Source organism: Streptococcus bovimastitidis, assembly GCF_001885095.1.
Classification (GTDB): domain Bacteria; phylum Bacillota; class Bacilli; order Lactobacillales; family Streptococcaceae; genus Streptococcus; species Streptococcus bovimastitidis.
On record NZ_LZDD01000001.1, the window covers coordinates 1,018,071 to 1,030,665 of the forward strand.

General features: G+C 38.0%; 14 protein-coding genes and 1 riboswitch. All 14 genes read right to left on the reverse strand.

Going from position 1 to position 12,595, the window contains the following annotated elements; translation table 11 throughout:
- Nucleotides 1-13: 13 nt before the first annotated feature.
- A complete protein-coding gene (locus A9Q68_RS04995; protein WP_071793592.1) occupies nucleotides 14-478 on the reverse strand; it encodes a phage tail protein in 465 nt (154 codons plus the stop codon).
- Nucleotides 478-1,413 carry a manganese-dependent inorganic pyrophosphatase gene (locus A9Q68_RS05000; RefSeq protein WP_071793593.1) on the reverse strand — a complete coding sequence of 312 codons (936 nt, stop codon included), beginning with the start codon at nucleotides 1,411-1,413 and terminating at the stop codon, nucleotides 478-480. Before A9Q68_RS05000 ends, A9Q68_RS04995 begins: the two co-directional genes overlap by 1 nt.
- Nucleotides 1,414-1,579: 166 nt before the next feature.
- Nucleotides 1,580-2,371, reverse strand: a complete 792-nt coding sequence (gene pflA, locus A9Q68_RS05005; protein ID WP_071793594.1) for a pyruvate formate-lyase-activating protein — start codon at nucleotides 2,369-2,371, stop codon at nucleotides 1,580-1,582.
- Nucleotides 2,372-2,445: 74 nt separating this feature from the next.
- Entirely contained in the window at nucleotides 2,446-3,780 is a 1,335-nt protein-coding gene (locus tag A9Q68_RS05010) for a hemolysin family protein (RefSeq protein ID WP_071793595.1), read from the reverse strand.
- 154 nt (nucleotides 3,781-3,934) lie between these two features.
- Complete coding sequence (gene mnmM / locus A9Q68_RS05015; RefSeq protein ID WP_083426028.1) at nucleotides 3,935-4,492, reverse strand: tRNA 5-(aminomethyl)-2-thiouridylate-methyltransferase MnmM; 558 nt, start codon at nucleotides 4,490-4,492, stop codon at nucleotides 3,935-3,937.
- Between the two features lie 11 nt (nucleotides 4,493-4,503).
- On the reverse strand, nucleotides 4,504-5,289 hold the full coding sequence (locus A9Q68_RS05020) for an ABC transporter permease subunit (RefSeq protein WP_071793596.1): 786 nt from the start codon (nucleotides 5,287-5,289) through the stop codon (nucleotides 4,504-4,506).
- Nucleotides 5,286-6,125, reverse strand: a complete 840-nt coding sequence (locus A9Q68_RS05025) for an ABC transporter ATP-binding protein (RefSeq protein ID WP_071793597.1) — start codon at nucleotides 6,123-6,125, stop codon at nucleotides 5,286-5,288. Before A9Q68_RS05025 ends, A9Q68_RS05020 begins: the two co-directional genes overlap by 4 nt.
- A gap of 17 nt (nucleotides 6,126-6,142) precedes the next feature.
- The gene (gene mnmL, locus A9Q68_RS05030) at nucleotides 6,143-7,069 is read right to left on the reverse strand and encodes a tRNA modification radical SAM protein MnmL/YtqA (RefSeq protein ID WP_071793598.1); all 927 of its coding nucleotides are present in this window, start codon (nucleotides 7,067-7,069) and stop codon (nucleotides 6,143-6,145) included.
- 57 nt (nucleotides 7,070-7,126) lie between these two features.
- On the reverse strand, nucleotides 7,127-7,777 hold the full coding sequence (locus A9Q68_RS05035; RefSeq protein ID WP_071793599.1) for a phosphatase PAP2 family protein: 651 nt from the start codon (nucleotides 7,775-7,777) through the stop codon (nucleotides 7,127-7,129).
- Complete coding sequence (locus A9Q68_RS05040; protein ID WP_071793600.1) at nucleotides 7,767-8,345, reverse strand: ECF transporter S component; 579 nt, start codon at nucleotides 8,343-8,345, stop codon at nucleotides 7,767-7,769. The genes A9Q68_RS05035 and A9Q68_RS05040 overlap by 11 nt, the downstream gene beginning before the upstream one ends.
- A 78-nt stretch (nucleotides 8,346-8,423) precedes the next feature.
- A riboswitch (FMN riboswitch) is annotated at nucleotides 8,424-8,548 on the reverse strand.
- Between the two features lie 126 nt (nucleotides 8,549-8,674).
- A complete protein-coding gene (locus A9Q68_RS05045) occupies nucleotides 8,675-10,747 on the reverse strand; it encodes a GBS Bsp-like repeat-containing protein (RefSeq protein ID WP_071793601.1) in 2,073 nt (690 codons plus the stop codon).
- Nucleotides 10,748-10,899: 152 nt separating this feature from the next.
- On the reverse strand, nucleotides 10,900-11,445 hold the full coding sequence (locus tag A9Q68_RS05050; RefSeq protein WP_071793602.1) for a tRNA (cytidine(34)-2'-O)-methyltransferase: 546 nt from the start codon (nucleotides 11,443-11,445) through the stop codon (nucleotides 10,900-10,902).
- Between the two features lie 183 nt (nucleotides 11,446-11,628).
- Complete coding sequence (yidD, locus tag A9Q68_RS05055; protein ID WP_106404004.1) at nucleotides 11,629-11,868, reverse strand: membrane protein insertion efficiency factor YidD; 240 nt, start codon at nucleotides 11,866-11,868, stop codon at nucleotides 11,629-11,631.
- A complete protein-coding gene (locus A9Q68_RS05060) occupies nucleotides 11,868-12,590 on the reverse strand; it encodes a pseudouridine synthase (protein ID WP_071793604.1) in 723 nt (240 codons plus the stop codon). Before A9Q68_RS05060 ends, yidD begins: the two co-directional genes overlap by 1 nt.
- Between the last annotated feature and the right edge of the window lie 5 nt (nucleotides 12,591-12,595).

The following is a 12,595-nucleotide window of genomic DNA, read 5'->3' on the forward strand; positions in this document are numbered from 1 at the left end:
GCAAGCCCACTTTTTATACATATTGACCTTTAATAACGAAGAAAGTTCCACGAATTTCGCCAGCAAGTTTTGAGCGTTGACGGGCGAATTTAAATTTGCCTTCAAATTCTTTTGGAATCTCAATGCCATTTGATAACTTGAAGCCGACAGCTCGTTTGCCACCTTCAGCAAGGGTGTAGAGGACATTGACAGCTAGTCCATTGTCATAATAGACATGAGACCAAAGAATGCCATCAACTTCCATTTGTGAGACACAAAGGGGCTTGTATGGGAAAGCCATCTCACGTTCTTCCAAGACTTTTTCGATAAAGGGTAAAATCTCAGGTTTCTCTTCTGGTGTGAAGACTTCATAGTAGATTTTATATTTATTGAAAAAGTAGCGTGCTTCGTTGGCTCTTAAGCCAGCTAAGACATCTTTAACTGGACTTTCTTCTAATAAAGTTGTTTCGATTTCTTTAAAATTAACAATATAAGACATTAGTTTCCAAAGCTTTCTGTTAATTGTGGTACCACTTGTTTTTTACGTGATACAGCACCTGGTAAGAATGCATGGTTGTTTTCAAGTTTGAAGTTAAAGGCTGCTTCAACTTTGTCCATGTTTGCACCTAATGCCAAAATTTCTGAGTTAGAGTTAACAATATCTGTAATCATTAAGACAAAGTCAGAATAGCCTTCTGTTGCCATTGCATCTTTGATAGCTGCTTCAATAGCTTCCTGACGTTCTAAAACTTCAGCAATATCGACAGTATTGACTTGAGCAACACGAACGGCATTTCCATTTAATTCGAATGTTTTAGCATCAATATCAATAAGCTCTGATTCTGATTTACTTGCTAAGTTGGTTCCTGCTTTGAGGAGCCCCTTGCCATATTCTTCCAAGTTGACTTGAGCCAATTCAGCTAATTCTTCAGCGACTTTATGGTCTGTCATGTGTGTTGTTGGTGATTTCAACAAAAGCGTATCAGAGATCAAACCAGACAAGAGCAGACCAGCAATTTCTTTTGGTACTTCAAGATTGTTCTCTTTGTACATGCGGTAAACGATTGAAGATGCTGATCCAACAGGTTCAACGCGCATAAATAATGGGTTTGCTGTTTCAAAATTAGCAACGCGGTGGTGGTCAACAACGCCATAAATAGTTACATCTGCAATGTCAGCGATTGATTGTTGGAATTCGTTATGGTCCGTTAAGATAACTGTATCGGCACCTTCTGCCTTAGCAGATTCAACAACACGCGGAGCTGTTACGCCAAATGATTCTAGAGCAAAAGCTGTTTCTTCATTAGGTGTTCCTAGGGCTACAACTTCAGCGTCCATTCCGTAAGCATTTTTTACTAAGCATGCAAAAGCATATGATGATGCGATAGCATCAGTATCAGGATTTTGGTGACCAAAAACTAAAACTTTAGACATTATTTTACCTCATTCTCTTTATTGTCTATATTTTAGCAGAATTGAGGTTTAAAATCAAAGCTTGTCAATTATTTCTTTGTAAAAAAAGATAATGAAAGCTTGCTTTCATTATCTTTCGGTAAAGGTAGATATTCTATATTTTCTTTGAATACTTTTTTCATCTCAATTATGATTTATGAACACGGTTCATGTATTCTGTGTAGCTTTCTGTTTTCATGACTTCTTTAGCATGTTGAACCCGTTCTTTTGTTGGTGGTTTAACTCCTTCAAGGGCGTAAGGAATACCAAGTTCACGCCATTTAAATTCACCCATGGTGTGGTAGGGAAGAATTTCAAACTTATCAACATTTTTTAGGGTAGCAACAAAGGCTCCGAGGCGTTCTAAATGCTCATCAATGTCTGTTAAGCCTGGTACCAATACATGTCGAATCCAAACAGGAATCCCTTTGTCAGATAAGTATTGAGCAAACAAGAGGATATTCTTATTGGACTGTTTAGTGACAATTTTATGTTGCTCCGCATCAATTTCTTTCAAATCTAGCAAGACTAAATCGGTAACGGCTAAAAGTGTCTCTAATTTGGCATGATATTCTGGTGTTTCCCGATAGGTAAAACCACAAGTATCCAGTGTGGTATGAATACCAAGCTCCTTAGCCTTGATAAAAAGTGCTGTAATAAAATCAATCTGCAACATGGCCTCACCACCTGAAACAGTGATTCCTCCATTTTTACCCCAGAAATGACGATATTGCAAAGCCTCTTTTAAGACATCATTAACGGTACGTTCCTTTGAATTATTGGTTTCCATTTCCCACGTATCTGGGTTATGACAATATTGGCAACGCATTTTACAACCTTGCATAAATATAATAAAACGAATTCCTGGACCATCAACTGAGCCGAAACTTTCAGTTGAATGAATCATTCCAGTCACTTGTCCATAATCAATAGCTGACATTGAATCTCCTTATACATTGTAAACGTTTCACATTTTCATTATAACATTTTTCACAAAAAAGACTAGGTATGATCCTAGTCTTCGTCAACAATCTGTTCTATATTAGAAACTAATAATTTAAGTTTTGTGATACGACCATCCTTAACTTTATCATTGATTAAGGTTAAGTGTTTACCGTTGCTTTCACATTCAAAACTTACTTTTTCTTCCTGGCTAGGAATGGTTCCAGTGCCTGTTATATAAAATCCAGCAATGGTATCGACATCATCACTTTCAAGTTCCGTGTCAAAGAATTCATTAAATTCATTTAAAGTCATGGTTCCAACGACAATATAGGTATCTTCGCCAATGACATGAACAAATTTTTCAGCCTTATCGCTTTCATCATCAATTTCACCGACAATTTCCTCTAATAAGTCCTCTAGCGTAACCAAACCAGCTACACCACCGTATTCATCTAAAAGAATAGCCATTTGGTTTTGTGTGATCCGTAATTGTCTTAATAAATCATCGACGTAAATAGTTTCTGGAACAAATAAAGGTTCTTGTAAAATGCGACGAATATTAATATTTTCAAAACCATTTTTAAAGCCTGCTTCTAAGAGACGCTTAGTATGGACTAAGCCAATAACTTTATCCTTATCCACATCGTAGACAGGGATACGTGAAAAGCTTTGTTTTAAAATTTCTTGAATATTTTCTAAGGTGTCATCATTAATATCAATCATGAAGGCATCGGTTCTTGGAACCATTACTTCACGCGCCATTAATTCATCAAGTGAGAAAATCCCTTGAAGCATTTCAATTTCTTCAGCATCTAATGTAGCCTCACTGTTTGACAACATGTATTCAATCTCATCACGGGTCATTTGTTCATCAGCATCATCAAAGGTCATTGGCGTGATACGACTTAAAAGATTGGTTGAAGCTGATAAGAGCCAAACGAAGGGACTCACAAGTCTGCCAAGAATAATAACTATTGGAGCTGATATGATGGCAAGACGATCTTTTAAGTTCATGGCAATCCGCTTTGGATAGAGTTCACCAAGAACAATTGAGATATAAGTTAAGAAGACAAGTGAAATAATTGTACCCGCAGACTGTGCTGTTGCTGAATTCCCTAACCATTTGGAAATAACTTTACCAAGTGAGGCGGATAAACTTGCCCCTTGTAAAAGACTGATAAAGGTAATCCCAACTTGAATGGTTGAAAGAAAATGATTGGGTTGTTCTAAAACACGGAGAAGTCGAATGTATTTTTTGTCGCCGTCTGCTGCTTTTTGTTCAACACGTGAACGACTTAGTGACACTAGAGCCATTTCACTAGCTGAGAAAAAGGCATTTAATAAAGTAAAGAAAATCAGCAATAATAACTGTAAGTATAAAGGCTGATTGACAGGGTCTTCCATTAATAGATACTCCTAAAAAAGATTATAGTAACCTCATTATATCACAGATTTTTGAGAAATTGCTCAATTTGCCTTGAACATTAAGAATTTCAACTATAAAAAAGAGGCAAGTTCTTGCTTTCAAAAAAAAGGTAAGCTTGACTCATAAAATAAACTATTTTTTCAGTTCTGCTAACTTCTCAATCATTAAAAGAAAAGGAGGGCAGTTTTTTTGGTTGAGGGCTTGATAAGACATGACCGTTACTTGATCTTGTGGTAGGTCACTTATAAAGTCAATGAGTGCTTCTTTTTCTTCTTGACCACCATCATGTCCATAATAGACCATGATGGCAATTCGGCCACCAATAGTAAGGGCTCTGAGCAGTTTCTCTATGGCTTCGATGGTCGTTTCTGCATAGGTAATAATCGACTTATCAGCACTAGGCAAATAACCTAAATTGAAGATAGCAGCATCCACTTGTGTGACATACTGGTCAACATTTTCATGCCCAGAAAGAATCAATTGCACGTTTTCTAAATTGGCTTTAACTAGTTTTTCAGCTGTCCGCTGAATAGCTTCCTCTTGGACATCAAAGGCAAAAACTTTAGCAACTTTTGGTGCAAAATAGAGAGTATCATTGCCATTTCCCATGGTGGCATCAACAAGAATACTTTCTTCAGTTAAGATTTGGTCAAGGAAATCGTGGGAGACTTGAATTGGTTTTGCAATCATTTATCAATCTCCTAGCTGGCCAAATCACGATATCTATAAACTAATAGTCCTATCACAAAGGCAACTATTGAAACAGCACACGGAATAGCTAATAGAATCCAATCGAAATCTGTTCCTGCGAATCGGTCTGCAGCATTGGCCATATAATAAGGTGTTACATATTTTAAGAAATCAACCTTCTCAACAAGGCGACAGATAATATCCATGAAATAGCCGAGTAAGGCTATACCCATTCCAAATCCTACCATTTTTTTCTTGGACAAAGCTGAAAACATAAAGCAGATACTTGCAATCTCAATTTGCATGAGGAAGGCTAAGGCATGGTATTGAGCAAATGCTGAATAGTCAAAGGACATATCAACAGTGTAGAGAGCAGCATATTCAATAGCAATGCCAAGCACATTGAACAAAATCAGCGAGAGGATGACGCTAATATATTTTTGAACAATAATTTTTTTGCGTCCTAGTGGCAAACTAAAGAGGAACTCAGCTGTGTGAGCTTCTTCTTCCTTTGATAAGCTGGATACACCCAAGAGGGCTGCATACATAGCGGCGCCAATGGAGTAAATCAATGCAATTTCCGCGGAATAATAACCGCCTAGGGTAGCTATGGAGACCTTGTCCATTCCCAAAGCCTTAGAAACACCGCCCATATCTTGGTAGAGGTTGGCGATTTGTTTGATACTATCTGCGACACTCTCATAAAGCAGAATACATAGGGCACTACTGAGTCCTACTGAAAGAGCCCAGATGAGGAGACTTTTGTTCCCTTGTTTTAATTCGTGTTTGATGATCATTTGCCGTCGTCCTCCTCATAATAGTGCATGAACAAATCTTCCAGACTTGGTTCTTCGATTAAAATGTCATCCGGTTCTAATGAAGCCAACTCTTTCAAGAGGTCACTAGCCTTGCCTTCAAAACTTTGTGTGATTGACTGGCCATCTTTCCAAATGGTGACTTCTTTTTTCTGACTATGCATGAGGTTTTCAACGCGGTCAATGGTTAAAATTTTTCCTTTTTTAAGAATAGCCACGCGGTCACAGTAGGCTTTAACCTCTGACAAGACATGGGAAGACAGGAATGTCGTCCGTCCTGCAGCTTTCGCTTCAAGGAGCAACTGGAAGAAACGTTCTTGCATGAGTGGGTCCAATCCAGAAGTAGGCTCATCAAGAATCAATAAATCGGGTTGGTGCTGAAGGGCGCAAACGATACTCACTTTTTTACGGTTACCTAGTGATAAATCCTTGATTTTTTTATTTAAAGGAACCTCTAAGAGATTACAGATGCGAACCGCTTCCCGGCTACAATCATTGTTAGGATGTGCCTTAGCTGCAAAGCGAATGACTTGTTTAGCCGTCATATTAGGGTAAAACATAGCTTCTGAAGGCATATAGCCAATATGATCAAGGGTTTCTTCTAAACTATCGTATTGGTCTCCAAAAAGACTGATTTGGCCTTTGTTGTGTCTAATTAATCCCAATATACAACGAATAGTGGTTGATTTTCCAGCTCCATTTGAACCTAAAAATCCATAGATTTCGCCCTGTTCAACTGCCAGTGAGACATTATCTAAAGCCAAGTGACGGCCATAAGCTTTGGATAAATTACGGATTTTGATGATGGTATCTGTCATACTTCTCTCCTTCCCAACTAGCTTTTGCTAAGTCGGCAACCTTGGTAGGCGTTTCTTCTTTCCATCTCCTGATCGATGGCATTAAGCACTTCCCATTTGTTGAGACTCCACATGGGACCAATTAACATGTCCCTAGGAGCATCGCCGGTAATTCTGTGAATGATAATATTTTCTGGGATAATTTCCAATTGGTCACAAATAATCGACACATACTCTTCTTGACTCAACAATTGCAGTCTTCCCTCATGATAATCCCTTTGCATGCGCGTGTTGGTCATAAGGTGCAAGAGGTGCAATTTAATGCCCTGAATATCGTTATCGGTCACACAACGACGAACATTTTCTAGCATCATCTCATGGGTTTCACCTGGGAGTCCGTTGATCAGATGGGAGACGATTTCGATTTTGGGGAATTGGCGGAGCCGTTTGACGGTTTCCTTATAGAGTTCGTAGGAATGGGCCCGGTTAATGAGCTGCGATGTTTCTTCGTATGTTGTCTGTAAACCCAGTTCAACGGTGACATGCATTTTTTCTGCTAGCTCTGCCAAGTAAGAAATAACCTGGTCAGGCAAACAGTCTGGTCTGGTCCCAATATTAATCCCAACGACTCCAGGCTCGAAGATGGCTTGCTCGTATCTCTCTTTAATCGTCTCTAGAGGCGCATGCGTATTCGTAAAATTTTGAAAATAAACCAAATACTTTTGAACTTCCGGCCATTTCCGATGCATAAAGTCAATTTCTTTGTAGAATTGCTCACGAATTGGGGCATCGGGGGCAACAATGGCATCTCCTGATCCTGAGACGGTACAGAAGGTACAGCCACCATGAGCGACTGTTCCATCACGGTTGGGGCAATCAAAGCCAGCATCAATAGGCACTTTAAATATTTTTTCACCAAAAATGTTACGATAGTAATCATTTAGTGTTTGGTATCGTTTTTTCATACCCTTATTTTAGCATAATTTAAGACAAAAAAAACAACTCCTTGAGTTGTTTCATTTTTATTTCTGTTTCGATTGAAAGCGCCATTCAAATCGTTTTTTTATATAAAATGGGTAAAGGAGATTTAGAACGCCATATGCAATTGTAAAACCTCCAATGACATCTGTCGGGTAATGAACACCCAAATAGATGCGTGATAATCCAATCAGTAAAATCAAGCTAAAAAAAGCAAGGATCAAGATGAGACGAATCGTTTTGTCTTGGAAACGATTCAAGAGAATCAATAAGATTGCTCCATAAATCATGAAAGACCCCATAGCATGACCACTTGGGAAAGAAAAGCCACCAGCATATACGATATGTTCTAATGTTGGTCTAGCTCTTTGATAAATCAGTTTAAAACCTGAAATCAATATGCCAGCCAGAACGCCATTCGCAAGGAAAAAGAGAGCTTCTGCTTTCCATTTTATTAAGAACAAGAGAATGGTTACGATCACAACTACTGCTGTTTGAGTTGAAACATTCCCCATATAGGTAATGGTTCTAAAAAAATGAGTTGCTTGTTCAGGTAAAGTTCCCCGAATAGTCTCTTGAATGCTTTTATCAAAGGCTACCAATGTCTCAGGATAAAATTGTACGGTATAACCAAGCATCACAAAAAATAAAAATGCAAAAGATGATCGTAATAAGTATTCTTGTCTATTTTTCATATGGTAAAGTAATATATCTTTCTAAAATAGGTTTACTTGCAATATATACGAAATAGAATGAAATTGCAAATATGAGCCCTTCAATAAGATTAAAAGGTAAGACCATAGCTAGTAAATATTTTGCAATTCCAATAAAAGCACCGATATCAAAATTGGCAAATTTAGCATATAAAGGAATGGCATAGAAATAGTTTAATGCTAACATTGCTAAGGTTAAAGTAATAGTACCAATTAAGCTAGCTCCAATATATTGAAACCGGCTCTTTTTGCCATTCCAAAAAATAGCAAAGGCTGTTACAAACAAACCTAGAGCAATAATATTCATTGGTAATCCAATAAAATCATTAACACCACTATTATTAAGAAGTAATTTTAATAAACTACGTAATAATAAGATAGCATAGGCACTCTTCAAATCGAATAGAACCAAACCCAAGAGAACAGGTATGATAGAAAATTCAATTTTCAGGAAGTTAGCACCTGGAATGATTGAAAAGCTGACAAACATTAACAAAAATGAAATGGTTGACAGGATAGCGATTAACACTAAACGATGTGTTTTTGACATAAAAAAGTTCCTCCAATTTTTTCAAATTGAAAGAAGTTCCTTCGTAATCGCTTACACAAAATAAGTGTAAGCAAAAAACCAGGTCTTCTCTCATCCAGACTTTACTGTCGGTTGTAGATTTTCACCACATCAGCTTGCGCTCGCGGACTTCTAGTTGACTAGTCACCGCCGGTCGGGAATTTCACCCTGCCCTGAAGACACATATAGAATAGCAAAAATACTACTACATAGCAAGACTTTTGCATTAAGATAATAAGAAATAGTCAACAAATCGATTAAAAAACAGACACTACCATTAGGAGTGTCTGCTTTGTCCAGAATATCAAAAATTAAAGGCTTGTAATTTTGAAAAATGGCGCTGCTACTCCACGATTATCATCTTTATCAGTACTTCTTTCATTCCATAAGTTTTGAATTGGATACCAGCCACAATTACCACTAGTGTATGGATCATAGACATAAGTGTAACCATTCGAATAGCCTTTTAAGACCATTTCATGACTTCCAGAAGCTACAAATTTGTTATATTGGATTGCACAAGCCACATGATGCCCAGCTTGTAAAGCTGATGTAATTGCTGATGCATTGGTCAAATTACTATATTGATAACCAAAATTAGTAACCGCCGAAATTAATCCTTGTGCCGAAGTTCCAATAAAGGATTTATTAAACTCATTCGTTTTTGTATATAAGAAATCAGCTACTTGTGGTGGAAGAATTGTTTTTCCAGATAGGGATGAGAATATCATGGCTAAACTGGTTGGTACACAACCGGCAGCAGCTAAATTTGAAATACCGTATTGTTTCCAACCCCAACGTGAATCTCTCTGGTTATAATATGGAGTGATAAGTGCTGCTCTTAAATTTGTTGTCCCTACTTCAATTTTTTGCACACTGCCATCTTGATAATAGACGTAAGCATGGACCGTATATTTTCCAATTAAAGATTTGTGTCGTTGCTGATTAATTCTAATGGTGGTCGCACCACTTGACGCTGCTGCGCTTTCATACCAAGCTAAATTGCTTTGATCGGCAGTTGACCATGCAGCAACTTTTATTTTACTAATTGGCTTGCCACTTGCTCCCGCAAGAATAACAACATCAGCGACTCCTTGTTGTGGGCGCTCGTTTTGAATGAATCCTTGACTGCCTTTAGATTTTTCTACTAATTGAATTTCTAATGCTTCAATAGCTTTAGATTGACCAGTTGTTCCTGCTACATAGCGATCATAGACCCATGATTGCCATCCAATATTTTGGACGTGAGCACGATATTTTAAATCAAAGCGACTATCTAAATAACCACTTAATTTCATTTCAATGGCTTCAATGCGATTTGAGTTTGTTAAAACACCAGCCATTTGCTCACTTGAAACAAAGGTTTGCCAGCCAATATTTTGAACATGAACACGATAAGTAATATCGCCATAGGATTTGTTATTAAGACTAAGAAGGAAAGCTTGAATTTGTTTTGATTGTCCAGTAGTTCCACTAAACATACCTTCTGAGACCTTATTTTGCCAACCATTATTAATAATATTTGTCTGATAGGTTAAAGTAGGTTTAGTAAAGAGAATAAAAGCTTTACTGGTATCTAAAGTAACTGCTTGCCCCTTTTGAATCAGCTGAATTTCAAAAGCTTCCATGCGTTTGCCAAGACCTTGGCTGCCCGCACTCTCACCATTTTTTGCCCAGCTCAACCAGCCAAAATCGGCAATGTGGGTACGGTAATAAATATCATACTGAAATGCTAAGTTACCAGTTAATTGAATACGAATGGCTTCCATTGCTTTGGACTGTCCCGTTGTCCCACTAACTTGACCTTCAGACACTGGATTTTGCCAACCGATATTTGCCACATGACTGGAGTATGTGATATTGCCATCACTTGGATTATCGATAGTGATTGTAATGGCTTCAACAGCTTTTGATTGCCCAGTCGTACCACTGATTTGACCTTCTTGAACAGGATTCTGCCAACCAACATTTGAAACATGGCTAGTATAGTTTACTGTTGGTTTTGTGACAGTTGGTTTTGTGACAGTTGCTTCTGTAGAGGCTAAGCTTTTAACTGTTTTTTCACTTGGACTGACTTCTGAATTGGAGGGATTATTTTTTGTATTGCTCACCTCAGGCGTGCTAACTGACTGATTATCTACACTTGCAGTCACTGGATTTTGAGGTGTTTCTATTGTCCCCTTCGAAGCTATTGGATTTACCTTCGCTATAGAAGTTTCTACAGCTTGTGGACTATCTATTTGAGCCTGATTAATTGGAACTGGATTTGATGCAGCTTGTTCTTCTGCTGATACAGAATAAGTTTGTAGTCCAGAAAGCAGACCTAAACTAGATACACCCAGAATTACCCAAGTTTTTTTTGACTTGCGCAGTACTTTTTTCATTCATTCACCTCTTATTTTTCATATTATCCTATATTTCTCATTATAGACTCATCTGACTGCAAAAGCAATTCAAAAAAAAAGAAGCCCCTTGGAACAGACAGCAAAATTTAGTTATAAACTAAGAATTGAGTGCTACTGAGGTCACTTCTATTTTATTTTAATTTATCATTTTCATAGGTATGTTGAAGTTCAAGGCCACTAAAAGCTTGCTGTCTCAGGGCCTCATAGACGATCATACAAACGGTGTTTGACACATTGAGACTTCTGACGTGTTGATCATTCATTGGAATACGAAGCGCCTTTTCAGGATGTTGGCGCATGAATTCTTCAGGTAGTCCCTTGTCTTCTCTTCCGAATAAGTAGTAATGTCTTTGACCATCGTTAAAGTTCTGGTCAGAGTAAACCTTATCTGCAAACTTACTAATGAGGTGGAGCTGGCCATCACACTTAGCCAAAAAATCTTCCAGATTATCATAAAAGCGAATGTCCAATTTTTCCCAATAATCTAGACCTGCTCGACGCATTTTGCGATCATCAATGGGGAAACCCATAGGTTTAATAATATGCAATGGGGCATTCGTTGCGGCACAGGTTCTTGCGATATTCCCAGTATTTTGGGGGATTTGGGGTTCAAAAAGCACGATATGGTTTTTGGAATCTATTTCTCTATATTGGTTGTGTTCAATATCAACTGTCATTGTTTTCCTCTTTTACTCATCAAAAAACCACACTGCCCGGAGTCAAGCTCAGCAAACAATGTGGTTGGTGGTGATTCGTTAACTTAAATCATAACAGGTTTGATTTAAACCAACGAATGCTTATTTGTTATTATAACACTTTGACAAGTCATGTCAATAAAAATCTCTAAAAAAATGCTGATTTTAGTGATTTTTATTGCGTTTCAGGCTAAAGTGGTCAGGAACAGGATCCTCTCCCCCTTCAACAAATGGGTGACAGCGTAAAATCCGAGCAGTACCCATTAAAACTCCTTTAAGTCCACGCTTTTCAATAGCTTGAATCATATAGCTCGAACAGGTTGGCCGATAGCGACATGACGGTGGAAAGATGGGGGAAATGAATTTCTGATAAAAACGCACCAAGGCGATTAAGAAAGCATTAATCATTTATCTGTTACAGCAGCGTTGTGGAGCTGACTAACTTCTTTTTTATTAAGACGTCTTGCTTCACCTGGTCTCAAACCAGTTAAATCCAAAGTACCAAATTGCGTCCGTGATAATTTATCAACTAAGAGTCCAACTGATTCAAACATCTTCTTAACTTGGTGATTACGACCTTCATGAATTGTTAACTCAACAATCGAACGGTTTTTGTCAGCTTCTACACGGATGATATTGTAACGAGCTGGTTTTGTTTTCTTACCATCTATGACAACACCACGTGTTAAAGGACGAAGATTCTCCTTAGTGGCAATACCTTTAACTCGAGCTAAATAGACTTTATCGATTTCATTCCGAGGGTGAATCATTTTATCCGTAAAATCGCCATCATTTGTCAAAATCAAAAGCCCAGAAGTATCCCAGTCAAGGCGACCAACAGGGTAAATCCGTTCCTTAACTTGTGGCAATAAATCAATAACCGTTTTGCGCCCTTTATCATCGGAGACACTGGAAATAACGCCACGTGGCTTATTAAGGAGATAGTAAACCTTCTCTTCATTGTAGATTGGGCTACCTTCGACTTCAACCTGATCACCAGATTTGATAGTTGTGGCCAAATCAGTCACAACCTGTCCATTTACTGTTACTAATCCGGCTTTAATCAGCTCTTCCGCTTTACGACGACTAGCCACACCAGCGTGGGCTATAAATTTGTTAATTCTCATTTTTT

Bases quoted from the DNA above. Each gene is read 5' to 3' on its own strand.
- pflA (WP_071793594.1), bottom strand. From the start codon at position 2,371: ATGTCAGCTATTGATTATGGACAAGTGACTGGAATGATTCATTCAACT.
- A9Q68_RS05020 (WP_071793596.1), bottom strand. From the start codon at position 5,289: ATGATCATCAAACACGAATTAAAACAAGGGAACAAAAGTCTCCTCATC.
- mnmL (WP_071793598.1), bottom strand. From the start codon at position 7,069: ATGAAAAAACGATACCAAACACTAAATGATTACTATCGTAACATTTTT.
- A9Q68_RS05060 (WP_071793604.1), bottom strand. From the start codon at position 12,590: ATGAGAATTAACAAATTTATAGCCCACGCTGGTGTGGCTAGTCGTCGT.
- A9Q68_RS05010 (WP_071793595.1), bottom strand. From the start codon at position 3,780: ATGGAAGACCCTGTCAATCAGCCTTTATACTTACAGTTATTATTGCTG.
- A9Q68_RS04995 (WP_071793592.1), bottom strand. From the start codon at position 478: ATGTCTTATATTGTTAATTTTAAAGAAATCGAAACAACTTTATTAGAA.
- mnmM (WP_083426028.1), bottom strand. From the start codon at position 4,492: ATGATTGCAAAACCAATTCAAGTCTCCCACGATTTCCTTGACCAAATC.
- A9Q68_RS05025 (WP_071793597.1), bottom strand. From the start codon at position 6,125: ATGACAGATACCATCATCAAAATCCGTAATTTATCCAAAGCTTATGGC.
- A9Q68_RS05000 (WP_071793593.1), bottom strand. From the start codon at position 1,413: ATGTCTAAAGTTTTAGTTTTTGGTCACCAAAATCCTGATACTGATGCT.
- A9Q68_RS05040 (WP_071793600.1), bottom strand. From the start codon at position 8,345: ATGTCAAAAACACATCGTTTAGTGTTAATCGCTATCCTGTCAACCATT.
- A9Q68_RS05045 (WP_071793601.1), bottom strand. From the start codon at position 10,747: ATGAAAAAAGTACTGCGCAAGTCAAAAAAAACTTGGGTAATTCTGGGT.
- A9Q68_RS05035 (WP_071793599.1), bottom strand. From the start codon at position 7,777: ATGAAAAATAGACAAGAATACTTATTACGATCATCTTTTGCATTTTTA.
- A9Q68_RS05050 (WP_071793602.1), bottom strand. From the start codon at position 11,445: ATGACAGTTGATATTGAACACAACCAATATAGAGAAATAGATTCCAAA.